This is a genomic window from Pantoea sp. PNA 03-3, assembly GCF_003201175.1.
Lineage (GTDB): Bacteria > Pseudomonadota > Gammaproteobacteria > Enterobacterales > Enterobacteriaceae > Pantoea > Pantoea stewartii.
This window is the reverse complement of the sequence record NZ_QICO01000001.1, coordinates 955,150-981,177: the sequence shown is the minus strand read 5'-3', so window position 1 is coordinate 981,177 and position 26,028 is coordinate 955,150. Positions and strand designations below refer to the sequence as shown.

26 protein-coding genes and 3 tRNA genes are annotated in these 26,028 nt (G+C 53.6%); 18 read left to right on the top strand and 11 right to left on the bottom strand.

Annotated features, from left to right (window positions below; all coding sequences use genetic code 11):
* Positions 1-6: 6 nt before the first annotated feature.
* Positions 7-231, bottom strand: a complete 225-nt coding sequence (locus C7433_RS04585; RefSeq protein WP_006118773.1) for a DUF2594 family protein — start codon at positions 229-231, stop codon at positions 7-9.
* A gap of 430 nt (positions 232-661) precedes the next feature.
* Here C7433_RS04585 and uvrY point away from each other — a divergent pair, with 430 nt between their 5' ends.
* The 6 genes from uvrY to C7433_RS04555 all read left to right on the top strand — a co-directional run bounded on the left by uvrY (position 662) and on the right by C7433_RS04555 (position 4,240).
* A complete protein-coding gene (uvrY, locus tag C7433_RS04580; RefSeq protein ID WP_006118774.1) occupies positions 662-1,321 on the top strand; it encodes a UvrY/SirA/GacA family response regulator transcription factor in 660 nt (219 codons plus the stop codon).
* The gene (uvrC, locus tag C7433_RS04575) at positions 1,314-3,146 is read left to right on the top strand and encodes an excinuclease ABC subunit UvrC (protein WP_058707584.1); all 1,833 of its coding nucleotides are present in this window, start codon (positions 1,314-1,316) and stop codon (positions 3,144-3,146) included. The genes uvrY and uvrC overlap by 8 nt, the downstream gene beginning before the upstream one ends.
* Positions 3,147-3,214: 68 nt before the next feature.
* Positions 3,215-3,763 (top strand): CDP-diacylglycerol--glycerol-3-phosphate 3-phosphatidyltransferase, encoded by a 549-nt coding sequence (gene pgsA, locus C7433_RS04570; RefSeq protein ID WP_006118776.1) that lies wholly within the window; start codon positions 3,215-3,217, stop codon positions 3,761-3,763.
* A gap of 190 nt (positions 3,764-3,953) precedes the next feature.
* Positions 3,954-4,029 (top strand) — tRNA-Gly (locus tag C7433_RS04565).
* Between the two features lie 40 nt (positions 4,030-4,069).
* Positions 4,070-4,143: transfer RNA gene (locus C7433_RS04560), tRNA-Cys, on the top strand.
* A gap of 10 nt (positions 4,144-4,153) precedes the next feature.
* Positions 4,154-4,240 (top strand) — tRNA-Leu (locus C7433_RS04555).
* Between the two features lie 300 nt (positions 4,241-4,540).
* Here C7433_RS04555 and C7433_RS04550 read toward each other — a convergent pair.
* Positions 4,541-4,879 carry a hypothetical protein gene (locus C7433_RS04550; protein WP_146212550.1) on the bottom strand — a complete coding sequence of 113 codons (339 nt, stop codon included), beginning with the start codon at positions 4,877-4,879 and terminating at the stop codon, positions 4,541-4,543.
* A 614-nt stretch (positions 4,880-5,493) separates the two neighbouring features.
* Here C7433_RS04550 and C7433_RS04545 point away from each other — a divergent pair.
* Both C7433_RS04545 and C7433_RS04535 read left to right on the top strand, forming a co-directional pair.
* Positions 5,494-5,760: a YrhK family protein gene (locus C7433_RS04545; RefSeq protein ID WP_033737589.1), complete on the top strand. Its 267-nt coding sequence runs from the start codon at positions 5,494-5,496 to the stop codon at positions 5,758-5,760.
* 533 nt (positions 5,761-6,293) lie between these two features.
* Positions 6,294-6,491 carry a DUF6404 family protein gene (locus C7433_RS04535; RefSeq protein ID WP_006118780.1) on the top strand — a complete coding sequence of 66 codons (198 nt, stop codon included), beginning with the start codon at positions 6,294-6,296 and terminating at the stop codon, positions 6,489-6,491.
* A gap of 35 nt (positions 6,492-6,526) precedes the next feature.
* Here C7433_RS04535 and C7433_RS04530 read toward each other — a convergent pair whose 3' ends face one another.
* From C7433_RS04530 to C7433_RS04515, 4 genes are all read right to left on the bottom strand, one after another.
* On the bottom strand, positions 6,527-8,032 hold the full coding sequence (locus C7433_RS04530; RefSeq protein WP_110267700.1) for a SulP family inorganic anion transporter: 1,506 nt from the start codon (positions 8,030-8,032) through the stop codon (positions 6,527-6,529).
* 133 nt (positions 8,033-8,165) lie between these two features.
* Positions 8,166-8,426, bottom strand: a complete 261-nt coding sequence (locus C7433_RS04525; RefSeq protein WP_033737586.1) for a biofilm/acid-resistance regulator YmgB/AriR — start codon at positions 8,424-8,426, stop codon at positions 8,166-8,168.
* A 372-nt stretch (positions 8,427-8,798) separates the two neighbouring features.
* Positions 8,799-9,206: a DUF2000 domain-containing protein gene (locus C7433_RS04520; protein ID WP_110267699.1), complete on the bottom strand. Its 408-nt coding sequence runs from the start codon at positions 9,204-9,206 to the stop codon at positions 8,799-8,801.
* Between the two features lie 36 nt (positions 9,207-9,242).
* Positions 9,243-10,088 carry an AraC family transcriptional regulator gene (locus tag C7433_RS04515; RefSeq protein ID WP_110267698.1) on the bottom strand — a complete coding sequence of 282 codons (846 nt, stop codon included), beginning with the start codon at positions 10,086-10,088 and terminating at the stop codon, positions 9,243-9,245.
* 162 nt (positions 10,089-10,250) lie between these two features.
* On the opposite strand from C7433_RS04515, the gene C7433_RS04510 reads away from it, so the two are divergent.
* The 6 genes from C7433_RS04510 to C7433_RS23700 all read left to right on the top strand — a co-directional run bounded on the left by C7433_RS04510 (position 10,251) and on the right by C7433_RS23700 (position 15,338).
* Positions 10,251-10,679, top strand: coding sequence for a MarR family winged helix-turn-helix transcriptional regulator (locus C7433_RS04510; RefSeq protein WP_033737583.1), 429 nt, complete (start codon positions 10,251-10,253; stop codon positions 10,677-10,679).
* A 2-nt stretch (positions 10,680-10,681) separates the two neighbouring features.
* Entirely contained in the window at positions 10,682-12,361 is a 1,680-nt protein-coding gene (locus C7433_RS04505; RefSeq protein ID WP_110267697.1) for an MFS transporter, read from the top strand.
* 2 nt (positions 12,362-12,363) lie between these two features.
* Positions 12,364-13,458 (top strand): HlyD family secretion protein, encoded by a 1,095-nt coding sequence (locus tag C7433_RS04500; protein ID WP_110267696.1) that lies wholly within the window; start codon positions 12,364-12,366, stop codon positions 13,456-13,458.
* Entirely contained in the window at positions 13,455-14,873 is a 1,419-nt protein-coding gene (locus C7433_RS04495) for an efflux transporter outer membrane subunit (RefSeq protein ID WP_110267695.1), read from the top strand. The genes C7433_RS04500 and C7433_RS04495 overlap by 4 nt, the downstream gene beginning before the upstream one ends.
* A gap of 115 nt (positions 14,874-14,988) precedes the next feature.
* Entirely contained in the window at positions 14,989-15,132 is a 144-nt protein-coding gene (locus C7433_RS23705; RefSeq protein WP_006118788.1) for a hypothetical protein, read from the top strand.
* Between the two features lie 32 nt (positions 15,133-15,164).
* Positions 15,165-15,338 carry a hypothetical protein gene (locus tag C7433_RS23700; protein WP_006118789.1) on the top strand — a complete coding sequence of 58 codons (174 nt, stop codon included), beginning with the start codon at positions 15,165-15,167 and terminating at the stop codon, positions 15,336-15,338.
* On the opposite strand, the gene C7433_RS04490 is transcribed toward C7433_RS23700, so the two are convergent.
* A complete protein-coding gene (locus C7433_RS04490; protein WP_033737580.1) occupies positions 15,329-16,489 on the bottom strand; it encodes a beta-glucosidase in 1,161 nt (386 codons plus the stop codon). The two genes, C7433_RS23700 and C7433_RS04490, sit on opposite strands and share 10 nt — an antisense overlap.
* Before the next feature lie 156 nt (positions 16,490-16,645).
* On the opposite strand from C7433_RS04490, the gene C7433_RS04485 reads away from it, so the two are divergent.
* A complete protein-coding gene (locus tag C7433_RS04485; protein ID WP_033737579.1) occupies positions 16,646-18,106 on the top strand; it encodes a phospholipase D family protein in 1,461 nt (486 codons plus the stop codon).
* A gap of 32 nt (positions 18,107-18,138) precedes the next feature.
* On the opposite strand, the gene mdoC is transcribed toward C7433_RS04485, so the two are convergent.
* Entirely contained in the window at positions 18,139-19,263 is a 1,125-nt protein-coding gene (mdoC, locus tag C7433_RS04480) for a glucans biosynthesis protein MdoC (protein ID WP_033737578.1), read from the bottom strand.
* A 280-nt stretch (positions 19,264-19,543) separates the two neighbouring features.
* Here mdoC and C7433_RS04475 point away from each other — a divergent pair, with 280 nt between their 5' ends.
* From C7433_RS04475 to C7433_RS04465, 3 genes are all read left to right on the top strand, one after another.
* Positions 19,544-21,082: a glucan biosynthesis protein G gene (locus C7433_RS04475; protein ID WP_172677658.1), complete on the top strand. Its 1,539-nt coding sequence runs from the start codon at positions 19,544-19,546 to the stop codon at positions 21,080-21,082.
* Positions 21,075-23,627 (top strand): glucans biosynthesis glucosyltransferase MdoH, encoded by a 2,553-nt coding sequence (mdoH, locus tag C7433_RS04470; RefSeq protein ID WP_110267694.1) that lies wholly within the window; start codon positions 21,075-21,077, stop codon positions 23,625-23,627. Before C7433_RS04475 ends, mdoH begins: the two co-directional genes overlap by 8 nt.
* A 158-nt stretch (positions 23,628-23,785) precedes the next feature.
* Positions 23,786-24,010: a YceK/YidQ family lipoprotein gene (locus C7433_RS04465; protein WP_044241856.1), complete on the top strand. Its 225-nt coding sequence runs from the start codon at positions 23,786-23,788 to the stop codon at positions 24,008-24,010.
* Here C7433_RS04465 and C7433_RS04460 read toward each other — a convergent pair.
* The 3 genes from C7433_RS04460 to C7433_RS04450 all read right to left on the bottom strand — a co-directional run bounded on the left by C7433_RS04460 (position 24,001) and on the right by C7433_RS04450 (position 26,012).
* Entirely contained in the window at positions 24,001-24,402 is a 402-nt protein-coding gene (locus tag C7433_RS04460) for a MysB family protein (RefSeq protein WP_033737574.1), read from the bottom strand. The genes C7433_RS04465 and C7433_RS04460 overlap by 10 nt on opposite strands.
* 165 nt (positions 24,403-24,567) lie before the next feature.
* A complete protein-coding gene (locus tag C7433_RS04455; protein ID WP_110267693.1) occupies positions 24,568-24,918 on the bottom strand; it encodes a DUF3147 family protein in 351 nt (116 codons plus the stop codon).
* Between the two features lie 170 nt (positions 24,919-25,088).
* Complete coding sequence (locus tag C7433_RS04450) at positions 25,089-26,012, bottom strand: Kdo(2)-lipid IV(A) acyltransferase (RefSeq protein ID WP_110267692.1); 924 nt, start codon at positions 26,010-26,012, stop codon at positions 25,089-25,091.
* Between the last annotated feature and the right edge of the window lie 16 nt (positions 26,013-26,028).

Sequence of the window (26,028 nt, the reverse complement as noted above, 5' to 3'; positions counted from 1 at the left end):
AAGCCATTACTGGCGATAAGCCGCTTTGATTTGTTTAATGGTGTTACTGAACACGTCTGCCTGCGGCTTTTCGCCCAGTGTTTTCACATAACGTTCCATATTAATGATTACTTTTCCGGCATCAGCCTGGCCCATCCCTTTCAGGATCAAAGTAATCATCATCTTAAGGCAAGCCACTTCATCAGATAATTTTTGCGTTTCCTGCGAGGTAGCGAAATCTTCATCGCTCATGAATTTCTCCTTGGTGATTAACATCGTCTCTACAATCTTTACGCGCAGCAATCGGTGAGTATATCACACGAAAGACCACTTGCTGTTAGCGTGGGCAACGCAGGCTGTTTAACTATGTCAGTTCAGTCATATTAATTAATCACGGATGTGAATAGTAGCTGACGAGAGCGTCGCAGTTTGGTAAAAATCTCATAAATACAATATCGTCTGATTGTTGTAACTGTTTGATAAAACATTTTTTTTACATTATGCAGGCTGTCATGTCTGTTCCTGCAGGCGTAAACAAGAACAGAGCCAGGTGGCATGAAGATAAAACACTGACGCGATCTGACCTGCCACTTTGTATCTGTGCTTTTAATGCAAAAACAGGTATGATTGCCGCTTGCAATCGTTAAATGCTACCTCTTTATTAGCTGCGGAGTGCTTCGCGTTGATCACTGTCCTTCTTGTCGATGACCATGAGCTGGTACGTGCCGGCATCCGCCGTATTCTTGAAGATATCAAAGGTCTGGTGATCGCTGGCGAAGCGTGTTGTGGCGAAGATGCAGTTAAGTGGTGTCGGGCTAATCAGGTTGACGTCATCTTAATGGACATGAATATGCCGGGTATCGGTGGGCTGGAAGCCACGCGCAAAATTGTGCGCTACAACCCGGATATCAAAATTATTATGCTGACGATTCACACTGAAAACCCGCTGCCTGCCAAAGTGATGCAGGCCGGTGCGGCAGGTTATCTGAGTAAAGGTGCCGCGCCGCAGGAAGTGGTGAACGCGATTCGTTCGGTTAAGGCCGGCCAACGCTACATTGCCTCGGACATTGCTCAGCAAATGGCGTTAAGCCAGATTGAGCCGCAAAAAGCCGAATCTCCCTTCAGCTGTTTGTCGGAAAGGGAATTGCAGATTATGCTGATGATCACCAAAGGACAAAAGGTGACGGAAATTTCCGAGCAGCTGAATCTCAGTCCTAAAACCGTTAACAGCTACCGCTACAGAATGTTCAGTAAGCTGAATATCAGTGGCGACGTAGAGTTAACGCATCTGGCCATCAGACATGGCCTGTTCAATGCGGAGCCGTTAATCAGTAGTGAGTGACCTCTTTAATCCCAAAAATTTTCTCAGTACGGTCACCAGCGAGCCAGGTGTTTACCGGATGTACGATGTGTCCGGAACGGTTATCTATGTCGGCAAAGCGAAAGATCTGAAAAAGCGACTGACAAGCTACTTTCGCACCCAGGTGGGTAGCCGAAAAACCGAAGCGCTGGTAAGTAACATCCATCACATTGATGTCACCGTAACCCACACTGAAACCGAAGCGTTGTTGCTTGAGCATAATTACATCAAGCTTTATCAACCGCGCTATAACGTTCTGTTGCGTGACGATAAATCCTACCCCTACATTTTTCTGAGTGGCGACACACACCCGCGTCTGGCAATGCACCGGGGCGCTAAGCACGCCAAAGGGGAGTATTTCGGTCCGTTTCCTAATGGTTATGCGGTAAGAGAAACGCTGGCGTTGCTGCAAAAGGTCTTTCCGATACGGCAATGTGAAAACAGCGTTTACCGCAACCGCACGCGCCCCTGTTTGCAGTACCAGATTGGCCGCTGTCTTGGCCCTTGCGTGGCAGGGTTGGTCAGTGAGGAGGAATACGCCCAGCAGACAGATTACGTCAGACTGTTTTTAGCGGGCAAAGACGATCAGGTGCTGAATCTGCTGGTGACGCGCATGGAAGAAGCCAGTCAGTCACTGCGCTTCGAAGACGCGGCCCGGCTGCGCGATCAGATTCAGGCCGTCAGACGCATTACCGAGAAGCAGTTTGTCTCTAATCAGGGCGACGATCTGGATGTGATTGGCGTTGCCTATGACGCCGGAATGGCATGTTTGCACGTTCTGTTTATCCGCCAGGGGAAAGTACTGGGAAGCCGAAGCTATTTTCCCAAAGTGCCTGCGGATACGGACCTGGCTGAAGTCGTCCAGACCTTCGTCGGACAGTTCTATTTGCAGGGCAGCGAAATGCGCACCTTGCCCAGCGAGATTTTACTCGATTTCACTTTGCCTGAACGTGAGTTGCTAGCAGACTCATTGACAGAATTAGCCGGTCGACGGGTAAACATTCAAAGTAAACCCCGCGGCGATCGCGCGCGTTACCTCAAGCTGGCTCGGACCAATGCCGGTTCGGCATTAAAAACGCGTCTGTCGCAGCATTCCACGATTCATCAGCGCCTCACCGCGTTGGCCGAATTTCTCAAACTGGAGAAGATTGGCCGCATGGAGTGTTTTGACATCAGTCATACCATGGGTGAACAAACCATCGCTTCCTGCGTCGTGTTTGATCAAAACGGCCCGCTTCGCGCTGACTACCGCCGTTATAACATTACCGGCATCACACCCGGCGATGACTATGCGGCCATGAATCAGGTGCTACGCCGCCGTTATGGCAAAGCGATTGAGGAAGAAAAAATTCCCGATGTGATCCTGATAGATGGGGGCAAAGGTCAGCTGGCACAGGCAAAACAGGTGTTTGCAGAGCTGGACGTGCCCTGGGATAAATCCCGCCCCATTTTGCTGGGCGTTGCAAAGGGCACCGATCGTAAAGCCGGTCTGGAAACCTTATTTTTCGAGCCAGAAGGCGAGGGCGTTTCTCTGTCACCCGATGCGCCAGCGCTTCATGTCATTCAGCATATTCGTGATGACGCTCACAATCATGCAATTTCAGGGCACCGTAAAAAACGGGCCAAAGTCAAAAACACCAGCGCACTGGAAAGTATCGAGGGCGTGGGACCAAAACGGCGACAGCAGTTGCTCAAGTACATGGGCGGCCTGCAACCGTTGATGAATGCGTCGGTCGAGGAGATCGCCAATGTGCCCGGTATATCGCATGCGCTGGCGGAAAAAATCTACTACTCGTTGAAACACTAGCATTGAAACAGGGGGGGCAATGTAGGAACATACGTTAAACACCACCCAATCCAGACAGTTACCAGCATATGCAATTTAACATTCCGACCTGTCTTACCCTGTTTCGCGTCGTTCTTATTCCGTTCTTTGTGCTGGCTTTCTATCTGCCTTTTCACTGGGCGCCCTTTGTTACCGCGTTGATTTTCGTTGTTGCCGCCGTGACCGACTGGTTCGATGGCTTCCTGGCTCGCCGCTGGAAGCAGACAACCCGCTTTGGTGCGTTTCTCGATCCGGTGGCGGATAAGGTGATGGTGGCCATTGCTTTGGTACTGGTTGCGGAATATTTCCATGCCTGGTGGATCACGCTGCCCGCTGCCACGATGATCGCCCGTGAAATTATTATTTCAGCCCTGCGCGAGTGGATGGCAGAGATAGGTAAACGGAGCAGCGTTGCGGTTTCCTGGATCGGTAAAGTGAAAACCACCGCGCAGATGTTTTCGCTTTTTGCTCTGCTGTGGCGTCCGGACAGTATGGTGGTCGGTGTTGGCGTGGTCGCGCTGTACATTGCCGCGGTGCTGACGTTCTGGTCCATGTTCCAGTATTTAAGCGCTGCCAGAGGCGATTTGCTCGAACCGTGATCGATGCGATTCAAAAAGCAGCAAACGGACGCAATGTGGGGATAATTTTATTGACTCACCGCGTCATCTCAGTAGAATGCATCGCATCGAACGGCAGCACAGCTGCAGAAGCTAAGAAAAATCAGTAAGTTCGATAAAGCGTAGTAAAGTCTGACCCTTCAGCAGCGAGTTATCTGAACGGTAAGATGATGCGGGAATAGCTCAGTTGGTAGAGCACGACCTTGCCAAGGTCGGGGTCGCGAGTTCGAGTCTCGTTTCCCGCTCCAAATTCGCAGGCCAGTCAATCCTGGCGGCAAATCGGTTTTAGGCGCGTTGGCAGAGTGGCTATGCAGCGGATTGCAAATCCGTGTACCTCGGTTCGACTCCGGGACGCGCCTCCAGTTATACCTCGCCCGGGTGGTGAAATCGGTAGACACAAGGGATTTAAAATCCCTCGATCGTAAGGTCGTGCGGGTTCAAGTCCCGCCCCGGGCACCATATTGAAACATCAATAAAATCAAGCAGTAGCAATGTCGTTTAAACCGCCTCTTTGGGCGGTTTTTTGTTTTTATAAGCCCTTCCTGCTATGTCATTTCTGATTCTGGTCTCAGGCTCCTGTTAAACCCCTTTCTCCCTTTGCCGTTTGTCTCCTCCTGTGCTGACCTGACGCTGTTTTTTATAACATGCCACGTCTGGCAATCCAGCAAATGCATCAAGATGACGTCTGCACGATGAGTGGAAACAAGCCCGGTAGACTGAGAAAGAGACACTTTACGGGTACAGGCAGCATGATATCGATTACCGAAAGCGCTCGTCCTGAATGTGGGTGACAGTAGCAAAACCAGTAACAGTTTTGACTATGCTCTCTATCCCCGTTTTGACAGATATGACGGTGACAGACGGCATTATCTGGTATTTTCGCCTTTTGCTACGGGCAGTCCTGTCACGCATCATTGCCGTTTCTCGATCAAAACGGAATGGATTACCTTTGACCAATACATTCAGGGCCAAAATAAACGCGAGGAAAAGGGGGCAGATTGAGAAGGCTGCGGATTTTAAGCGGTTCAATCCGTTCATTAAAAAAGCCTGCGTTACACAGGCAGAAATCGTTACAAGGGAAAATCCAGTTGTCAGCATGCGCTGACCCGGCAAGCATACAGCGAATGGGGTTTTTAGATACAAGTGAATAACTTTTGATCAGTAAAAGGCACGATGTGTATGTTGCAGGCATAAAAAAGCCCACTCGGATGTGGGCATAGCAAAATTGGCTATTAATGTAAGGTTCTAACAATTACCTCCTTACTATCGGCAATCCCGCGCCAGGCTTTAGCCGCCGTAAAAAATAAACCTTTCATATTGCCGACAGCCTTCGGTGCGAAAGGCGGGCAACGTGCTCTGTTCTTATCCCATTGACTGACTTTTACAGCGTGTCGCTATTCGGTTTTGCAAGATTGATCGTGCTGGCAGAAGCGGCAGAGTCAGATTCAGACCAGGTGTCCCTAAGACTTGATGGTGCCGTTAAGCGCTTATCCGTTGTTTGAGCAATGGCAGTGTGTTCCCTGACAATCAACATAAAAATGGCGTGGAGATGTTTTGGCAGGCGTTAAACGATATGTTCTTACGGTCGGATACGACTTTTTTCCCCCGCGGCGGGGTTACTGTGGCGGACAGGCTGAGGCCAGTAGGTTACCTTTCTTCTCTGTGTACTAATCTTGTCTGCAGTCATTTCATTATTCAGAGAAGGGCAAGCCGTGCCGGGAAACAAAGCAGAAATCACTGTGGGTTCAGATCATATCATTATCGCTCGACGTTACCGCGCTCTTGGCGCGCTCAACGATCTCTTTATCGCAGTATGGTTCCTGACGGGCAGCATCCTGTTTTTCTTCGACTCGCTGATGACAGGTGGAACATGGTTATTTGTCGTGGGGAGCCTTCAGTTATTACTTCGCCCGGCAATCACCTTGGCAGAACTGGTACACGTAAAGCGCATCGATCAACATCCACAAAAACCTCAGTAGTCCTTTACCCCTGTATCACGGACAGCTAAACGCATTCAGCCTGCCTGATATATGAACGACTCAGGCAGGCTAAATGAAAGGTGAGGCGATTTCAGGAGATCACCAGGTGCGGGCGGGCGGTGGTGGCGGTTGCTGCCCGGTTGCAGGCGGCGGTGGTGCAACGGTGCCTGCCGGTGGTGGGGCCAGTGCCTGACCCGGTGGTGGTGGCGGAGGCGGCGGCGGGCGATGATCGTGTGGCGGTGGGGGTGGCGCACAGCCGGGGCCCGGTGGCGGCGGTGCGCACGCGGTCAATGTTGAGGCAGCGACAACAGCAGCGAAAAAAGTCAGACGACGATTCATGCTATTTCCCTTGTGAAATTAACAGTAAGCTAATTGTAGTTAGCTGTTACTAAACATAACGGGGGTAAAGCAGAAAAGCGAAGCGATTCCGCCCTCTATCCGTTTTTTGAGATACTTCTCATCTCGCGCGTTTAATCCGGTTTTTTGTTTCAACGCCAGCTAAAGTAGCGCATCACAAAAGAGGAGTGGCGTTTATGAATGGCATTTTGAAATTCGTCCGCGGCTGGCTGATTTTTTCAGTGTTATGGGGCGTCTTCATGTGGTTTATGTCATGGCAGGCGCAGGGCAAAGAAATTGGCCTGGCGGTTTTGATGAGTCTTTATGCTGGCCTGTTATACCAGGCATTAATAACGATGGTCGCGCGCTATCGGGCACGGCGACAGCAGGCGTAAGAGGGGCCTGCTGCGTGCCGCAGCAGGCCAGTGTCTCAGCTCAGATTACCGCTCAGGCGGCGATGAAAATCGCTGCTGCGCATATCCAGCCCTTCAATGGTGACGCTGGCACCATGACGCTGATAACGGTATTCGATACCATCCAGTGCAGCGACGGTGGAGGCATCCCATATCTGCGCGTGCGTTAAATCAATGGTGACAGATTTAGGGTCATGTGCGTAATCGAAGTGCTCAAACAAATCGTTGCTGCTGGCAAAAAACAGCGGTCCGCGAACATCGTAGCGCACAGACTGTCCGTCCTCACTCAACGTTCTTTCCGCCTGAATCACATGCGCGACGCGCCGGGCAAACAACATCATTGCCACCACTACCCCCGCCAGCACCCCCAGCGCCAGATTACTGGTTAATACGGTAATACCTACCGTTAACAGCATGACCAGCGTTTCTGACCAGGGCATCCGTTTCAGCGTCGCGGGCTGCAAACTGTGCCAGTTGACCGTCTTGACGGCGACAATCATCATGATGCCGGCCAGCACCACCATCGGGATCTGCGCCATGATGTGGCTCAGGCCCGTCACCAGCAGTAACAGCACGAGGGCGGCGGCAACCGTTGAAACCCGGCTACGTGCTTTACCCAGTTCCACGTTGACAATGGTCTGTCCGATCATGGCGCATCCGGCGATACCACCGTAAAAACCGGCCAAAATATTACCTATACCCAGCCCCCAGGATTCGCGACGTTTGCTGGACGGTGTATCTGTAAGGTCATCCACCAGCTTGGCGGTCAGTAGCGATTCCATTAGTCCTACAAACGCCACGCTCAGCGCGGTGGGCCAGACGATGGATAAGGTCTGCCAGTTGAGCGGAACGGTCAGTGCCGTAAAGTCTGGCAGACCTGCGCTCATGGGGCCTTCATCACCCACCGTCGGGACGCGATAGCCCATCGCCAGCGCCACGGCGGTCACGGCCACGATGGCCACTAAGGGAGAGGGCACACTTTTCAGCACGCGGGGCAGGAGCAGCACGATGGCCAGCGTCACGGCGAAGAGTGCCCACACCAGCGGCGATTGACCCCAGACATGCGGGACCTGAGCAAAGAAAATTAAAACGCCAAGCGCATTCACAAAGCCGATCATGACCGAACGGGGAATATAACGCATCGCACGTGACATACCTGTCACGCCGAACAGAATCTGAATGATCCCGGCCATTACAACGGCAGGAAGAATATAGGCCATGCCATGCGCATGGACCATAGGCCCAATCACCAGCGCAACCGAACCCGCTGCGGCGGTTACCATGGCAGGGCGGCCGCCAAGCAAAGACAGCGTCAGGCAGAGTACGACAGAGGCCACCAGGCTGACCTTCGGATCGACACCGGCGATAACCGAAAACGAGATCACTTCCGGAATAAGCGCCAGCGCCGTGATCACGCCGGCCAGGCATTCTCGCGTCAGCAGTGCAGGCGAGCGTAAGACGCGGCCGACACTGACATCGTTTTCCACAACGGCTGTTGTGGCGACATCATGTTGTTGATTCATAGTGTAAACAGGCTCTTTTATTTTAAGCTTGCGCGAAAGGCAAGGAAGACAGGATTTGGTGAAGGGCGAATGTTACCGACAGCTCAGAGAAGAAGCCAGAAAAAGCGAAATGACTCCATCCATGGAGAAAGGATTATACCGTCAGGTCGTCTGGCGTTTTATACACCACCATCTCAAGCAGATGACGATAAACGTCCAGTGAGACTTCGTCGCGCTCCAGCTCGAGGCGATGAATCAGTTTCGAAATAATGGCTTTATTATTGACGGCCATACCTGACTGTAAGATTTCCGCGACAACGAGACCAAGAATCTCCATATCGCTGTCGGGTTTAGTCGCCGCAGCGGTGAAGTAATCCGCGATCTCTTTATCCGTTTGGGGCAGTGTGTTTTGCATGTGTCAGCCTTTGAAAAAGTCGGCTACCCGGTAGAGTGCGCGACAAACAGACCTAAAAGCCATCGCATAAAAATACAATGGCGCCAAACTCAACAAGCAGGTCATCAAAATCAAAAAAGAAACCTCTGAGGGTGGAAATCCATTACACCTTCAGAGGCGACGCAGATGCATCATTCGTTACAGAGTCGTGATCACAACTCGTTGTATGTAAAGTTATACAATTAAAGTTTATTTGTACAAGTAGATTATTAAGCATAAAATGCTAATCCTTAACAATTAGGATGTTAAGAATTTTGTTTGTCGCTTTCCTGTACAGGAAATGTGTACAAGCGGGCCAGGCCGACGGGAAAGCAGCGTCCTTTCCCGGGAGGGTTAACTAAACAGGTTGAGTTTTGCAGTGAGTTTGCGAACCGCTTTTTTGTCGCCCACTATCGCCATCCCAAGCAGGCGCCATTCCGGGGCGGGCAGCGTCTTCATCGTGTCACTGAAGGCCTGGTAGTCGGTGGTTGACTGACCCTGCTCGGGAAAGACCACAATGTCACAGTCTGTCTGTTCACTCTGGTGCCACACGGTGCTGAGTTGTGCACTATCGGCCCCCAGGACAGGAATGCCAACGGGGATGAGCCCCGGATAGCGCTGCGTTGTCGCATCTTCCAGGTCTTCACCGACCAGACTGGGATGACGTTTTCCCAGCGTCAGAGCGATAACGGCGGCAGCATTGGTGGCTTTGCCGGCCGGTAACGCACTGTTCAAAATCATGACACATCGTAAGTCGCTCATTATCTTCTCCTGACACAAAATGCCATTGTGGCAAGGCTAGTGATCAGCGTCTGGAAGATTTGTGCACAGTTGCTGGTAACGTGCAGGCGTCAGCTGGCAGGCGCGTTTAAACCAGCGCCCCAGATGACTCTGGTCTGCAAAGCCAAGATCGGCAGCCACCTCAGCGGGTAAATGGCCCATAGCCAGCCGTCGGCGTGCCTGACTGAGCCGCCACTGTACCAACCAGGCGTGGGGCGGCAGGCCCCACTGCTGCTGGAACAGGCGGGAAAGCCGAAAACGATCCACGTTCAGCGCCTGTGCCATCTGGGCAATGCCGGGGTTATCGATGTGGTAAGCAATAAGCCAGTCTCGTGCCTGATGGGCCAGTGTCGGTGCCACATCCGGCCGCGTATTGCGCCAGACAGGCAAGTGACGAAGATGGCGGAATAGCCGCTCCAGCGCCGCATCTTTGATTAACTGCGGGTGATTGTGCCAGAGCGCGTCGAAGGCGTGCCAGACCGCCCAGGAGAGCCATTTCTCATCCTGAAGCGTGGTGGCAAAACGCAGTTCACTGCCGGGCGCACTGTCCAGACAGCCAGGTGCAAACTGCTGGTGCAGATGATGAGGTGACAGATAGAGCATGCGGTAGGTAAAGCCCTGTGCATCAATGGCATCGCCATCGTGAAGCTCTTCAGGTTCCAACATAAAGACCGTGCCCGGTCGGCTCCGATGACGTTTCTGACGGGAGTGGAACTGCTGCACGCCTTGCTCCGTCACGCCAATTAAGTAACTGTCATGCCAGTGAGGATCGTAAGCATGTCCGGTAAAATGCGCCCGTATCGCTTCGATGCCGCTACGCGCGTCGCGGCGCAGATCGACCCAGTTATGGGTGGAGGTGTTCACGCTTTTGTCCTCCCCGAGGTGTTGACAGCAGGATCATGACTGGACATTTTGACGTTGTTATCCAGTATTTAACAGTACAGATGCTTTTCTTTCGCATTTTGCTTTGCGTATAATAACTTAATCAATTAATTAGAACTCTAATCATTAGGCAGCTACTTATAAATGTCATCTAACCGTACCTTTACCCACCTGCTGCACCTGACCGCCCATGCCTGGCGCCTGGCCGTTGACCGCCATCTTAAAGACAGCGGTCTGAGCACCAGTAGCTGGATGGCGATAGGGCTTATCGCCAGTGAACCTCAACGCCTCACGCAAACCGAACTGGCGCAGTTAATGGGCCTGGAAGATGCGAGTATGGTGCCGTTGGTGGATCGCCTGGTGAAACAGGACCTGTTATCCCGGGTCCAGCCCGCCGAAGATCGCCGCAAGCGTCATCTGGTGCTGACCGAGAAGGGCAATGAAGCGTTCGCAAAAGTAAAGACGCAGGCCGATGCGCTGCGCACGCAACTGCTGGCGGATATTGATCCTCAGGAAATCGCCCTGGTAGAGCGCGTTTTACAAACGCTGCTGACCCGAATGGGAAGTATGTAAGTATGGCCCGGCGCAATCCCTACGCTGCGCGTGAATGGTTGCCTCATGAAAAACCCATGCTGCCGGGCTCGCCTTCGACGCCAATCCATTCCCCACCCAAGCGTGTTGCCTTTGGGCTGATAGGGTTGCTGATCTCGCTGACCGGCGCGTTAAGTAATGCGCTGGTTACGGCTAATCTGACCAATCTGCAAGGCACCTTTGCGGCTTATTCCAACGAAATTGCCTGGCTGCCCGCGGTTTATGTGATGGGGAACATCTCCATCAACCTGCTGTTGGTAAAATTTCGCCAGCAGTTTGGTTTACGCGTATTTACCGAAGCGTTTTTGGTGCTGTACGTCCTGGTCGCTTTTTTCCATCTGTTTGCCAACGATCTGAGTTCAGCGATTATCGTGCGCACGGCCCATGGCATGGTCGGTGCGGCGCTAAGCTCGCTGGGCATTTATTACCAGGTTCAGGCCTGGCCTGCCAGGCATCGCTTAAAAGCGCTGGTCATTGGTCTCACCGCCTCACAGCTCGCTATTCCGCTGGCGCGCCTGTTCTCCAGTGAGTTGCTACAACTGGACGAGTGGCGAGGGCTGTATCTGTTTGAGCTGGGGTTAGCGCTGATTGCATTAGGAGCGGTGCTGGTGGTTAAGCTGCCGCCGGGCGATCGTATTAAAGCTTTTGAAAAGATGGATTTCCTGACGTTTATCCTGCTGGCTCCGGGCATGGCGTTGCTGTGTGGCGTGCTGTCGCTGGGCCGTATTGAGTGGTGGTTCAGTACGCCCTGGCTGGGGATCTGTTCAGCCCTGGCGCTGGTGCTGATCGTCAGTGCCTTTGTGATTGAGCACAATCGCCGCAATCCACTCATTAACACGCGCTGGCTCAGCAGTGGAATGATCGTGCGTTTAGGCATTGTGATGATCATGATTCGCATCGTACTGGCAGAGCAGAATACGGGGGCAGTCGGCTTCCTGCAGCAGATTGGATTACAGAATGATCAAATGCACGGCCTGGCGCTTGCCATCATGGCCGGTGTGGTGGCGGGCATTGCCGCCAGCGCGCTGACTATCAAGCCTACCCATCTTAACTGGCCGATCGTCGCATCGCTGGTCGTCATGATTATCGCCTCACTGATGGATGCGCAATCCAGCCCGGTCACGCGCGCGAACAATATGTACCTGAGTCAGTTTCTGCTGGGGTTCGGCAGTGCCTTTTTCATGGCGCCGGCCATGCTGATGGGAATTGGCAGCGTCGTCACGCAGCCTAAAAATCTGGTCAGTTTCGTTGTCCTGTTCGGCATGAGCCAAAACCTGGGCGGTTTAATCGGATCCGCGATTCTGGGAACCTTTCAGGTCTGGCGTGAAAAATACCACTCCAGCCTGCTCGGCGATCAATTATCGTTACTGGATCCCAACGTCAGCGATCGGCTTACGCAATATGGTGGGCTCTTTAGCAGCCAGATTGGCGATAGCGCATTATTGAGTGCCCAAAGCACCAGCCAGCTTCAGTCCGTCGCCACCTTGCAGGCGAACGTCCTGGCCTACAACGACACCTATCTGCTGACCGCAACTCTGGCGCTGGTTACGCTGATGTGGGTGTTATGGCGTTTAACACGTCGACGCTACCTTGACTGGCGACAGGCCAAATTTCATCTGGCAGAGCAGCGTCAGCTCGCCGCCGCACAAGAACGAACGGAGTAAGTATGAGTCAGCAGGATGAACTTCAGGCAGCAGAACGCGATCGGGCCAATCGCCGTCGTATTCTCTCCATCGCCCTGGGGAGCGGCATTGCGGTCATTGGTGTGCTGGTTATTCTGTATGCCTGGCAGCTATGGCCTTTTACCAGTCCGGTCCAGAGCACGGAAAACGCCTATGTACGCGGCCAGGTCACCTTTATCAGCCCGCAGGTGAGCGGATATCTGACTGCTGTGAACGTGGCCGATCTGCAGCCGGTCAAAAAAGGTCAGGTGCTGATGACGATTGACGATCGTATTTATCGCCAGCGAGTGCATCAGGCGCAGGCACAACTGGCCATGAAGCAGGCCGCTCTGAGCAACAACCAACAGCAGCGTCTTAGCGCGCAGGCCACGATCCAGAGCAACAAAGCCGCTCTGGAAAACGCCAGAGCGCAGGCGGTGAAAAGTGGCCTGGATCTGAAGCGGGTAGAGAATCTGGCCGCGGATGGTTCGCTCTCCGTGCGTGAGCGGGATGCCGCACGCGCAGCGAACGCGCAGGGGCTGGCTCAGCTTCATCAGGCAGAAGCTCAGGTTGCAGTCGCTCAGCAAAATCTGCAAACGGTGATCGTAAACCGGGCGTCGCTGGAGGCGGACGTTGCCAGTGCGCAGGCGGCGCTGGAGCTGGCTGAAATCGACCTGGCAAACACCCGTATTATATCGCCCGATGCGGGTCAGTTAGGGCAGTTATCGGTGCGTAAAGGCGCCTATGTGACGGCCGGGACGCGCCTGACCTCCGTGGTGCCTGCACATAAGTGGATCATCGCAAACTATAAAGAAACCCAGCTTGCGCATATTCGCGCGGGGTTACCGGTGACGATTCGTGTCGATGCGCTGGATGGTAAACGTTTCGACGGTCGCGTTGCCGATATATCTCCAGCGGCAGGCTCAGAATTCAGCGCTATCTCACCGGATAACGCGACCGGTAACTTTGTGAAAATCGCCCAGCGTATTCCCGTACGCATTGACGTCGCGCCGGAGGTGCAGCAACAGTTACGGCCCGGCATGTCAGTCGAGGTCAGTATTGATACGGCGGCCTCACCAGCCAGTGAGACCGCACCATGAAGGGCGCTCGGTTAGTGGCAGGCGTGCTGGCCGCCCTGTTAACAGGGTGCAGCACCCAGGTTGAGAAAGCCCCGGCCTCGTTACCCATTCCGTCACAATGGCGCGAACAGGTTGGGCCTTCCGCGCCGCCAGAGGCGGCCTGGTGGCAGGCGTTTGGCGATCGGGAGCTGAACCGACTGGTGGAGCAGGCATTACAGCATAATCCCGATATTTTGATAGCCCGTTCGCGGGTGGATCAATATCGTGCGCAACTGCGTGGCGCTGAGGGCGATAACTTTCCCATGCTCAGTGGCGGGGTTGCGGCAACGCGTCAACGTGCCCTGTCGGCTGTGACCGGGCAGCCTTATGAAACCTCCGTTTTTCAGGGGCAGCTTCAGGCCAGTTACAATGTCGATTTGTGGGGCGCACGGGCCGATACGATTGATGCCACCCGCGCCACGCTGGAGGCGCAGCAGGCGGCCGCGTCGGCCGCAGAACTGACCATCGCCAGTTCCGTTGCATCGGGTTATATGACGCTCTGCGCGCTGGATGATCAACTGCGCGTGACCGAAGCGACGCTGGCCATACGGCGTAACTCGCTCCGACTGGCGCAGCGTCAGTTTGAAACAGGTTATACGTCCCGGCTGGAGTGGATGCAGGCCTCATCGGAGTATCAGTCCGCGCAAGCCCAGGTGCCGCAGTTACAGCATCAGATTGCTCAGCAGGAAAACGCGCTCAGTATTTTAGTCGGCATGAACCCTCGGGAGGTAGCCCGTCACCGCGACTTTACTGTCCTGATGCCACAGACGATACCGGGCATTTTGCCGTCAGCCTTACTGAATCGTCGCCCGGATATCGTCCAGGCGCAGCGCCAGCTGCTGGCCGCCGATGCCAGCCTGGCTGCGTCAAAGGCGAAGTTACTGCCGGGAATTAATCTGACAGCGTCGGGCACATTACAGCGTTCCGTTTTGCATCAGCTGGTGGACGATCCGTTCCGCCTCTGGAGCGTAGGGGGCAGTATTCTGGCACCGTTGCTGAACCGTGAAGCATTGACTGCCCAGGTCGATGTCGCTATGGCTTCTCGCAATCAGGCACTTTACACCTATGAGAAAGTGGTAAGAAACGCGTTCTCCGAAGTCAATAACGCGCTGGATGCCATTCGCCAGGGCGAAGCACAGCGTGAAGCGCTCCAGAAGCAAGAGCAGTTTGTCGCCGAGGCACTGCGTATTGCAACGAATCGCTATCAAAATGGCTATGCTTCTTATCTGGACGAACTGGATGCGCAACGCATCCTGTTTGCCACGCAGCTAAATCTGGTAACGGTAAAGAATAATCTGTTGCAGGCCCAAATCGCGTTATACAGTGCACTCGGCGGGGGCTGGTCGGGCGAAAACCAGAGTGGGGCACGGCATCAGGCTGACGCCAGGGGGCCGTAATCGTCGCCCATCAGTTTGCCAGCGGGCTGTTTTGTAAAATCACGGCTAACGCGACGGATTTGTTTTACACTGTCGCGCACTATCGCCCCATTATGCCGTTTTGACCAGGAAGAGCATGTTCTTACCCCACCCACCCGAAGAGCATGAGGAACCCGTGGCTCAGCCGCTTGCCGATGCGCACTTCGCGATTGTGGTGCTTGCAGTGACGTCGGTAACGCTTATAATTTTCGTTCTGATCGTCACGCTTTGGATGAGCTAGTGTTTATCAACCGGACCTGAAAGGAGTGAGGGATGGAATCGCGCGATGATAAACTGATTGCGATTATTGGGCTGCTGACGGCTTGCCTGATTGGTGTCACCTTTCTGTTTCTGATGACATGGTTTAACGACAGCCGTCTTACCACGCCCGTCGACCATGTCGATGCACAAACCTGCTATCCTAAACCGCCCACCGGTCAACGCTGAACGCGCTGACTGAATTTAATCTGCTGGCTTCGTAGTACCAGTGCCAGATTCTCGTGTACCGTTCGGTTGCCGTTCGGATCGGCCAGCCCTAACAGTGAGCCTGGCGACCGTCTGTCATCGGCCCAGGCCGGATACTCAACCACCGGGTACAGAGAAATCCCTTCCATCGCGATACCCTGATCCAGCGCGACCATAACATTTTCACTGACTTCCTGCAGCCAGGGGGCCCGTGCCTCGCCTTCTGCGCCCGTCTCAGCGATTAACATGGGGCGCTGATAGCGTTGCCAGTACTGGGCCAGTAACAGGTGGAGTGGGGCCCGTACGGGATCGTCTCTGTCCATGGGCTGATCGGGAAAATACCAGTGGTTATCGGGGTAATAATTCAGACCCAGAATATCCAGATACTCTTCGCGCCCGCCCAGTTCCTTATCAAGGCGACCGGCCAGCATATCCCAGGCCTCAAACTGAGCCTGATGTTGGGCATCGGCCCCGGGTTTACTGTCGGGGTTATCAGGATGATGGGCAATCTGTACCAGCGGATCGGTAAGAACAAATCGCGCCGCGGGAATCACGTCGCGAATCGCCTGTATCGCCGCCAGAGAGGCACGGACCAGTTGCCGTTTTAACTCTTTTCCGCGCTGACTGACGTGAGGATTAAACCAGGCCACCTCCGCACCCGCCCAGGACCAGAACGATATTTGGTTAATCGGGGTAAAAAAGGGCTGTTCGATTCCCCGATCGCGCAGCAATGTCGCCATCGCACGGGCATAACGTTCAAAATGATCGACAAAGCTGGCTTTCCAGATAGTGAGATGGTCCGGATAGCCAAAATGGGCCAGCTCCCAGATGACCTGCAACTGTTGATCCCGCGCCGCATCGACCATGGGTAAAAAGCTACGCCAGTCGTACTGGCCTGGCGTTTTCTCAATCAGATGCCAGCGCGCACCGTCACGTGCGGTCAACAGATGCAAATCGACCAGCGCGGCATAGTCTTTTCTGAACAACATATCGTGGCCACTGCTGATCACCATATCCAGGCGCTTACCTGGCGTGCGGCAGGCGGTAGAGCAGGGAAAACTGCCCTGAAAAAAGCTTTGAAACAGACGGGGTTGATGGTGTACGTGATCGTCAGTGATAGGCTGGTTGCGCATATTCCTCTCCTGCCGGACAAATGTCGGTCACAGATCGTTGGAGTAAGTCTAGACTAAAAAACATTGCTTTCAGTCTTGCTGCTGAGCAACCGCGACTGGCATCCCGTGCCGCGCGAAGGAATAATAATAAATGACCGTAAGATTCAGGGACTCTCCATGACCGAAGCGTTTAATCTTCCCCAGCCTGCACCGAGCCAGAGTTGGCTTGAGCAACGGCTTGTTCCGCCCGGGCTGCGTCATCCGGGGCTAAGCGGTATTCATCCGCTGAGTGACGGGCTGGATGCCTTTGCTGCCCGTTACCTGCTGATGGAAAAAGCGACAAAGACGCTGGATATTCAATACTATATCTGGCAAAACGACATGTCTGGTCGGCTCCTGTTCAGCGCCATGCTGGATGCAGCCAATCGCGGCGTGAAAGTCCGGCTCCTGCTCGATGATAACAATACGCCAGGGCTGGACGATACGCTGGCGCAGCTTAATCATCATCCAAATATTACCGTCAGACTGTTCAACCCCTTTTCCTTTCGCACGTTGCGCGCCTTGGGTTACCTCACTGATTTTGCACGCCTCAATCGTCGTATGCACAATAAAAGCTTTACCGCCGATGGCATCACCACGGTGGTGGGTGGGCGCAACATTGGCGATGAATACTTTGGGACAGGTAACGAACCGCTGTTTGCCGATCTCGACGTGCTGGCAATTGGAACCGTGGTCAAGGAAGTGGCGGAGGATTTTGAACGCTACTGGCACAGTAAACCGGTTTCCCCTTTGGACGATGTGCTGGAACAGGACGTGACGGCACATCCTGAGGTCGTTCTGCCTCCCGAATGGCGTGAGAACGAGGGCGTTCAGCACTATCTGAAGCGACTGAGCCATTCGCCACTGATTCAGCAACTGACGCAGGACAGCTTACCGTTTGTCTGGGCAAAAGCCCGGCTGTTGAGTGACGATCCGCGCAAGGGGCTGGGTAAAGCCCGTCGCAAATCGCTTCTGCCCCAGCGCATGCTGGAGGTTATCGGTTCACCCCAGCGTCAGTTTGATATCATTTCCGCCTACTTTGTTCCCACCCGCGCGGGCGTGGCGCAGTTATTGTCGCTAAAGCGTAAAGGCGTGAAAATTGCGATTCTGACGAACTCTCTGGCAGCGAACGACGTTTCTGTTGTGCATGCCGGTTATGCCAAGTGGCGCAAAAAGCTCCTGCGTCATGGCATCGCGCTGTATGAGTTAAAGCCGCAGGCGGGCGTAAACGATGCGCCGCACGATCGCGGGTTAACCGGGAATTCTGGCTCAAGCCTGCATGCGAAAACCTTCTCGGTAGACGAAGCCATCCTTTTTATTGGCTCGTTTAACTTTGATCCGCGTTCCGCCGTGTTGAACACGGAGATGGGACTGGTGATCGAAAGTGAAACCCTGGCCACGGAAACCCACCGGCGCTTTAGTGAATCCATGCGTGACAGAGCCTGGACATTGCAACTGGATAAGTGGGGCCGGGTAAACTGGCTGGAATATCCGGGCGAAGCGCAGCAGGTTGTGCATAAGCATGAGCCCGGCTGTAGCTGGTGGCAACGTCTGCAGGTCCGGCTGGTCTGGCGGCTGCCTATTGAGTGGCTACTGTAATAAAAAAGGCGACCCGGATGGTCGCCTTTACCTTAACGCTTTTGCGGTTTACCGGAGAACAGAAAGCGCAGCAGAGGAATGCGCAGGTGCAATTCATACAAAATGAAGGAGGCACCAAACACCATTAAGAGGCCCAGAAAAAAGCCAAACGTGTTGTTGTGCAGATGCGGTGTCATAAAAATTCCGTACAGCAGGGTCAAAGGGTGATGCACCAGGTAAATGAACAGGGAGGCATTGACCAGGTACATGATCTGAGGAGAGTGAGAATTCAGCCATTTATGACCCAGGCTGTAACAAACGTTCAGCATGCAAAGCCCCATCATGCTGCTGATCAGCGCGTCGGTTTCATACAGCCAGCCTTCACCACTGTTCAGCCGTTGGTTTGCAATGTAGGCGACCAGCATCACGACGGCCCCGACGTACAGCAGCGGGTTTGCCCGGACAAACAGCGTTTTCAGCGCCTGATGTTTCCAGCTGAGGGCACCCAGCATAAAAAACGGCAGGAAGAACAGACACTGCATAACGGCAAAGTTAAACAGCGCATCGCCCAACAGGGAAGGGTGGGCGTAAAAAATCGCCCGCCGTACCGCTCCCCAGAGCACGGCCCACAATAACAGCCCCAGAGCCAGCTTTGTCCAGCCGACACGTTGGTAGTCAATATTGCGCTGTTGATCGCGTAGCCAGCGGAAGGTGAGCATGCCCAGTGTGGTAAGCAGCACCAGCACCAGCAAAAACCACAGGTGCGAGATCAACTCCCACATCAGCGTATTGTACTTGTCATACAGCGATAAATTGTTCCAGTTCGACAGCTTTGGTGTCCAGGCTTTCAGCATAAAGAACTGCGGCAGCGTGATCAGCGGAACCGCGGTGAGCATCGGAATCCCGACGCGCTCTAAGCGGACTTTCAGAAAGCGCTGAGGCTGATAGCGCAGATAGAGCATATAAGAGAAGTAGCCCGAGATAACAAAGAACACCTGCATACGAAACGAATGAATAAAATCATTGAGGGTAGTGAGCCACAGTGAGGCATCGTGGCTGTTGACGGCCCATGACTGAGACGAATAGATCAGGGATACGTGAAACGGCACGCCTAACAACATCAAACAGGCCCGAATGGAGTCGAGAAAATATTCACGCTCAGGTTTTTTTGTACTCATAAAGTTCCAGTTCGTTAGTACGTTTTAGGCGGTTTCGCCCTGAAACCGTTTTATGTTGGAGGGAAATTCTAGCTGGAGATAACAGAGTATACTATCAGTTGAATCTCAGTTGAGCCCGTAACGTTTAATTGTCCTAAAATCACCTCGCGAGTAGATGATTATCGGGAACATTGTTGTGCATATGCTGTCGGAAAGCCGAATTATCCATTAAGATAAGCGGGTTTGTATTAAGCACACGAAAGGGGGGGATGTGCTGACTAATGTAAAAAATAATGTGGGGCTGACGAAAATGCGCTGGATTGGCGCAGCGGTCCTGCTGGCTTTGTATGCCAACAACAGTTGGGCGTTTAACTTTGATGATGTCGCGAAACAAGCGAAAGAGTTGTCTGGAAAAAGCTTTGAAGCGCCAAAAAGTAATTTACCCTCTCAGTTTCGTGACATGAAATTTGCTGATTATCAGCAGATTCAGTTCAACCACGATAAAGCGTATTGGGGCAAACTGCGTACGCCGTTTAAGCTCGAGTTTTACCATCAGGGCATGTACTTTGATTTGCCGGTGAAGATCAATGAAATCACCGCCAATACCGTACGTGAGATCAAATACAATCCTGACTATTTCAACTTTGGCAACGTGAAGCACGATGCTGATGCGGTTAAAAACCTTGGCTTTGCCGGTTTTAAAGTCCTGTATCCGTTGAACAGCAAGAATAAGAAAGATGACGAAATCGCCAGCTTCCTGGGGGCCAGTTATTTTCGTGTGATTGGTGCAGGCCAGGTTTATGGTCTGTCTGCCCGTGGTCTGGCGATTGATACCGCGCTGCCGTCAGGTGAAGAGTTCCCGCGTTTCAAAGAGTTCTGGATTGAACGTCCAAAACCTCAGGACAAGCAGTTAGTGATTTATGCGCTGCTGGATTCTCCACGTGCCACCGGTGCCTACCGTTTCACGATTCACCCAGGCCAGGAGACTACCGTCGATGTTAAGACGCAGGTCTATTTGCGTGACAAGGTTGGTAAACTGGGCATCGCGCCGTTAACCAGCATGTTCCTGTTTGGCCGCAATCAGCCATCGACGGTCTCGAATTTCCGCCCTGAACTGCATGATTCGGACGGTTTGTCGATCCACAGCGGCAATGGTGAATGGATCTGGCGTCCACTCAACAACCCGCGCCATCTGGCGGTCAGCACCTACACGATTGAAAATCCGAAAGGCTTCGGGCTGCTGCAGCGCGGACGTGATTTCAATAATTATCAGGATCTGGACGATCGTTACGATCTGCGCCCAAGCGGCTGGGTTGAGCCATTAGGCGAGTGGGGCAAAGGCCATGTTGAGCTGGTGGAAATCCCCACCGCTGACGAAACCAACGATAACATCGTGGCGTTCTGGACACCGGAAAATCTGCCGGAACCCGGCAAAGCCATGGACTTTGACTACCGTCTGCACTTTGGCCGTAATGAAAACAAGCTGCATTCAGATGATGTTGCCTGGGTCAAAGATACGCTGCGCTCGGCGGGCGACGTGAAGCAGTCAAACCTGGTTCGTCAGCCAGATGGCACCGTGGCCTTCACCATCGATTTCGTAGGAAAAGACATGAGTGAAATGCCGGCCGACAGCCAGGTTGCGCCTCAGGTCAGCGTAGGTAAAAACGGGGAAGTGGTGGAACAGAGCGTTCGCTACAATCCGGTTACCAAAGGCTGGCGCCTGGTTCTGCGTATCCGGGTTAAAGATAACAAGCAGGCGACTGAAATGCGTGCCGCGCTGGTAAGCGGTGACAAAACATTGACGGAAACCTGGAGCTATCAGTTACCTGCCAATGAATAATCTGACTTTTACACCTCAACGCTATGTAGAAGCCCTGCCGCTGGATGCGGCAGGAAAAGCGCGTCTGGCGGCGTCTTTACAGAATGCCCAGACGTTTCATCAACTGCACGAATCGCTGGGTCAGGATGTGGCCGCCAGCGATCGTCCTGAAGATGCACCGCTGAAGTCCGTTTCATCACGTGTTGAAATGGCCTGGCCTGATTCCCTCGCGGGTGGTGCACAGCTAGGCAAAGACTATCTGGAACGTACCACCCTGAAAGCGATGCCAAAGGTGAAGCGTTCACTGATGTTTCCGGAAGCCTGGCGCACTAACCCGCTGGCACGTGCCTGGGACTCATTACGGGGTCATAAGGCGGTTCCGCGTTATGCCACGGCGGAAGAGCAGCGCGCAGAAGAAAAATGGCGCCATGTCGGTTCTGTTCGCCGCTATATCCTCCTGATTCTTACGGTGTTTCAAACCGTGGTGGCCACGTGGTACATGAAGACCATTCTGCCTTACCAGGGCTGGACGCTGCTGGATCCGATGGACATGATCAACCAGAACTGGCAGCAGTCTGTCATGCAGATTCTGCCTTATGTGTTGCAGACGGGAATTTTGTTCCTGTTTGCGATTCTGTTCTGCTGGGTGTCGGCGGGCTTCTGGACAGCACTGATGGGCTTTTTACAACTGCTGATCGGTCGGGATAAATACAGCATCTCTTACTCGACAGTCGGGGATGAGGCGCTGAATCCAGAGCACCGTACCGCGCTGATCATGCCCATCTGTAATGAAGATGTGGGCCGTGTGTTCGCAGGCTTGCGCGCCACCTGGGAATCCGTTGTGCGTACAGGCAACGCTGAGCACTTCGATGTCTATATCCTGAGTGACAGCTACGATGCCGATATTGCTATTGCTGAGCAAAAGGCCTGGATGGAGCTGGTGCGTGATGTCGGTGGGGCAGGAAAGATCTTCTACCGCCGTCGCCGTCGTCGTGTGAAGCGTAAGAGCGGCAACATTGATGACTTCTGTCGTCGCTGGGGCAGCAACTATAGCTACATGGTCGTACTGGATGCGGACAGCGTCATGAGCGGGGAATGTCTGACCGGTCTGGTGCGCATGATGGAAGCGAACCCGAATGCCGGGATCATTCAGTCGTCACCAAAAGCGTCCGGAATGGACACGCTGTATGCGCGCTGCCAGCAGTTTGCGACGCGTGTTTATGGGCCGTTGTTTACCGCGGGTCTGCATTTCTGGCAGTTAGGGGAATCGCATTACTGGGGCCATAACGCCATCATCCGTGTGAAACCGTTTATTGAGCACTGTGCGCTGGCACCGCTGCCTGGTGAAGGGTCTTTTGCGGGATCCATTTTGTCTCACGACTTTGTGGAAGCGGCACTGATGCGCCGTGCGGGTTGGGGCGTATGGATTGCCTATGATCTGCCTGGCTCGTACGAGGAATTGCCGCCGAATCTGCTGGATGAGCTTAAACGCGATCGCCGCTGGTGTCATGGTAACCTGATGAACTTCCGCTTGTTCCTCGTTAAAGGGATGCATCCGGTCCACCGTGCGGTCTTCCTGACGGGCGTGATGTCATACCTTTCAGCCCCGCTGTGGTTTATGTTCCTGGCGCTGTCCACCGCCCTACAGGTGGTCCACACGCTGATGGAACCGACCTACTTCCTGCAGCCTCGACAGCTGTTCCCGGTCTGGCCGCAATGGCGTCCTGAACTGGCGATTGCGCTGTTCTCCACCACGCTGGTGCTGCTGTTCCTGCCGAAGCTGCTGAGTGTGGTGCTGATCTGGTGTAAAGGCGCGAAACCTTACGGTGGCGCACTGCGTCTGTTTGTGTCGCTGCTGCTGGAAATGCTGTTCTCGGTTCTGCTTGCACCGGTGCGCATGCTGTTCCACACCGTATTTGTGGTCAGCGCGTTCCTGGGCTGGGAAGTCGTCTGGAACTCACCGCAGCGTGATGATGATGCAACGCCCTGGAGCGAGGCCTTTAAACGTCATGGCTCGCAGATGGCATTGGGTATCGTATGGGCAGCCGGAATGGGCTGGCTGGATCTCAACTTCCTGTGGTGGCTGGCGCCTATTGTCTTCTCACTGATTCTGTCACCGTTTGTCTCAGTGATGTCGAGCCGTTCGGGGCTGGGCCTGAAGACCAAGAAGGCGAAGCTGTTCCTGATTCCGGAAGAGTATGATCCGCCAAAAGAGCTGATCGATACTGACCGTTACGTCGAGCTGAACCGCCAGCGCGTCCTGAAAAACGGCTTTATGCACGCGTTGTTTAACCCGGCGTTTAACGCACTGGCGACAGCGCTGGCGACCTCACGGCACAAGCACAGCCAGTTGTTAGATCATGCGCGCGATCGGCGGGTTGATCAGGCACTGAGCGATGCGCCCGAGAAGCTGGGTCGTGAACAACGTTTGCAGCTGATCAGCGATCCGGTGGTACTGGCGCGCGTTCACACCCGTTTGTGGGAAAGTGGCGAGAAATACCATCAGTGGGTAGAGAGTTATCAAAAACTTTCGCTCAATCCTGACGCGCTTCCGCATCAGGCATAATGAAAAAAGCGGCAGAGATGCCGCTTTTTTTTGCCCCTGGCCCGACACAGACAGCAACATTATTTTGCAGTTTTACGTAAACAGGATGGTAACGCCACCTGAGTCATGATTAAAATGACGGCTGTCTAACCTGAGTCGCTATTGTGAATAAACTCGTTATGTTAACGCTGCTGTCCCTCGCTATCGTTACGCTGAGCGGCTGTGGCAGTATTATCAGCCGTACCGTGCCCGGACAGGGACACGGTAACCAGTTTTATCCCGGCGTAAAGTGGGACGTCAGGGAGGGGGCATGGCGGATTATCACCATTCTCGACCTGCCGTTATCACTGATCGTCGATACGTTGCTTATTCCGGTCGACGCCAGCCATGGACCTTACACGTAACCGCGATCGGAATCGCTGTTATCGTCTTCCCACTCTTCGGCGGCAGCCTTACCTTCTTCACTGTCCAGTGGAGGCTCAAGCTGAAATTCGCCATCGTCCCATTCATGCAGCGTGTTTTCCGCTAACCACTCCTGACGCAACTCAATCTCATCGAAGTCACCGTCAAAAATTGCCTGAGCGGCTTCACCACTGCGAATCGGTAAACATTCGCCTGAATCCCCTTCGTCTTCGAAGAACTCTGCCTGCCACATGATATCGCCATCCTGCATAACATATTTTTGCAGACCGAACTGATTGATAGCTGCATCATCTTGCTCAAGGTCTGGATGGTTGGCGAGAAACTCTTCACGCGCAGCGTCAATCGCTTCTTCCAGTGTAGTGAACATACTCATGCTTCTCTCCTTGCCTGATTAACGTGATTTCAGTGAAGGATAGACCAAAATAGCAGGAGAGAAAGTCAGTGCGTCAGAGGGCGAATATGTCTGGCGGTTCGGCAGGCAAAATGATGTGATGAAATCAGGCGGTACATCCTGCTGGCTGTCTCGCAGAGAAGGCCATCACAGCAGTTCGATGCCCCAGCGTTTCAGCAGAACGGCCCAGAGAACGAATACGATAAGCGTCAGGACGCAGCTCAGTCCCAGGGTAAGCCAGAAGCCTGTACGCTGATACAGAAAAGGAAACAGGATAAACATGGGCAAGGTCGGCACCACATACCAGAAGGTGTACCAGGCGTGGGCGGCAATTTTGGCCTGCGTTTGTCCTTCCAGTTTCATCCAGACAAGCACCAGAATCGTGACCAGTGGCAGCGCCGCAAACAGGCCGCCAAGACGATCGCTGCGTTTTGCCGCTTCCGAGATCACCACCACCATCAGGGCCGTTATTGCATATTTTGAAAGCAGCCAGAGCATCGTTTTCTCCTGTTCAACCGCAACGCATTATCCAGCTTAACATGAAGGACATGCCCGACGGTGGAATGGGGGCAGGGCGAGGTCGTACCGCCAGATCGGGTGCAGAACAAACGGTTTACCACCCCGTAAGGGAAAAGCGCTGCCCGCATCGGTGTCGGGCAGCGGTGAGGTTAATAGCGCGAGGGTTCGCCTTCAGGGCGGGTTTTAAAGCGGCGATGCAGCCACATGTACTGCTCAGGTGCCAGCAGTACGCCTTCTTCCACCACTTTATTCATGCGCGCGGCGGTGTCTTCTTCGCTGGTCAGCGGAAAATCAGCGCTGACATCAGGCAAAATGATCAACTCGTAACCGCGTCCTTCCGGCAGACGGCGCGGCACAAACGGGATAACCGCCGGTTTTCCGGTACGCATTAACATATGTGTCCCTACGGTGGTGGCGGCTTTGTCGACGCCAAAGAAGGGGACGAACACGCTGCTGCGGGGACCATAATCATGATCGGGCGCATACCAGATGATATCCCCACGTTTTAAGGCCCGGATCATGCCTTTCAGGTCCTTACGATCCAGCATGCCTTTATTGGAGCGCATACGACCGCGGGTTTGTAACCAGTCGATTAATTTATTGTCATTCGGCCGGTAAACGCCAATACCGGGATTATGAATGCCAAACATACGCGCGCCAATTTCCAGCGTCAGGAAATGCATACCGATAAGTAACACGCCGCGCTGGGTATCATGGGCCTGCTGAATATGTTCCAGACCGGAAGGTGTGTGCCATTTATGAATCCGCCAGTCGGGCCAGAACCACGCCATGCCGGTTTCAATCAGACCCATGCCCACAGATTCAAAATTATGCTTAATCATGGCTTCACGATCGTTGGTCGGCATATCCGGAAAGCTCATCTCCAGGTTGCGGCGAGCAATGGCCACACGTCGCTTCATAAACCGCATAGCGATACGGCCAATACCGCTACCCAGCGCGTAGAGCAGGGGATAAGGTAACAGGACCAAAATATAGAGAAAAATGATACCCAACCAGGTCAACCAATAGCGGGGATGAAAAAGTGCACGTGAAAATTGAGGCAATTGGGTCATCTTGAATACTGTTATC

Coding starts and splice junctions, on each gene's coding strand:
- C7433_RS04585 (WP_006118773.1), bottom strand. CDS start 231: ATGAGCGATGAAGATTTCGCTACCTCGCAGGAAACGCAAAAATTATCT.
- pgsA (WP_006118776.1), top strand. CDS start 3,215: ATGCAATTTAACATTCCGACCTGTCTTACCCTGTTTCGCGTCGTTCTT.
- C7433_RS04550 (WP_146212550.1), bottom strand. CDS start 4,879: ATGCTGACAACTGGATTTTCCCTTGTAACGATTTCTGCCTGTGTAACG.
- C7433_RS04535 (WP_006118780.1), top strand. CDS start 6,294: ATGAATGGCATTTTGAAATTCGTCCGCGGCTGGCTGATTTTTTCAGTG.
- C7433_RS04530 (WP_110267700.1), bottom strand. CDS start 8,032: ATGAATCAACAACATGATGTCGCCACAACAGCCGTTGTGGAAAACGAT.
- C7433_RS04525 (WP_033737586.1), bottom strand. CDS start 8,426: ATGCAAAACACACTGCCCCAAACGGATAAAGAGATCGCGGATTACTTC.
- C7433_RS04520 (WP_110267699.1), bottom strand. CDS start 9,206: ATGAGCGACTTACGATGTGTCATGATTTTGAACAGTGCGTTACCGGCC.
- C7433_RS04510 (WP_033737583.1), top strand. CDS start 10,251: ATGTCATCTAACCGTACCTTTACCCACCTGCTGCACCTGACCGCCCAT.
- C7433_RS04505 (WP_110267697.1), top strand. CDS start 10,682: ATGGCCCGGCGCAATCCCTACGCTGCGCGTGAATGGTTGCCTCATGAA.
- C7433_RS04500 (WP_110267696.1), top strand. CDS start 12,364: ATGAGTCAGCAGGATGAACTTCAGGCAGCAGAACGCGATCGGGCCAAT.
- C7433_RS04495 (WP_110267695.1), top strand. CDS start 13,455: ATGAAGGGCGCTCGGTTAGTGGCAGGCGTGCTGGCCGCCCTGTTAACA.
- C7433_RS23705 (WP_006118788.1), top strand. CDS start 14,989: ATGTTCTTACCCCACCCACCCGAAGAGCATGAGGAACCCGTGGCTCAG.
- C7433_RS23700 (WP_006118789.1), top strand. CDS start 15,165: ATGGAATCGCGCGATGATAAACTGATTGCGATTATTGGGCTGCTGACG.
- C7433_RS04490 (WP_033737580.1), bottom strand. CDS start 16,489: ATGCGCAACCAGCCTATCACTGACGATCACGTACACCATCAACCCCGT.
- C7433_RS04485 (WP_033737579.1), top strand. CDS start 16,646: ATGACCGAAGCGTTTAATCTTCCCCAGCCTGCACCGAGCCAGAGTTGG.
- mdoC (WP_033737578.1), bottom strand. CDS start 19,263: ATGAGTACAAAAAAACCTGAGCGTGAATATTTTCTCGACTCCATTCGG.
- mdoH (WP_110267694.1), top strand. CDS start 21,075: ATGAATAATCTGACTTTTACACCTCAACGCTATGTAGAAGCCCTGCCG.
- C7433_RS04465 (WP_044241856.1), top strand. CDS start 23,786: ATGTTAACGCTGCTGTCCCTCGCTATCGTTACGCTGAGCGGCTGTGGC.
- C7433_RS04460 (WP_033737574.1), bottom strand. CDS start 24,402: ATGAGTATGTTCACTACACTGGAAGAAGCGATTGACGCTGCGCGTGAA.
- C7433_RS04455 (WP_110267693.1), bottom strand. CDS start 24,918: ATGCTCTGGCTGCTTTCAAAATATGCAATAACGGCCCTGATGGTGGTG.
- C7433_RS04450 (WP_110267692.1), bottom strand. CDS start 26,012: ATGACCCAATTGCCTCAATTTTCACGTGCACTTTTTCATCCCCGCTAT.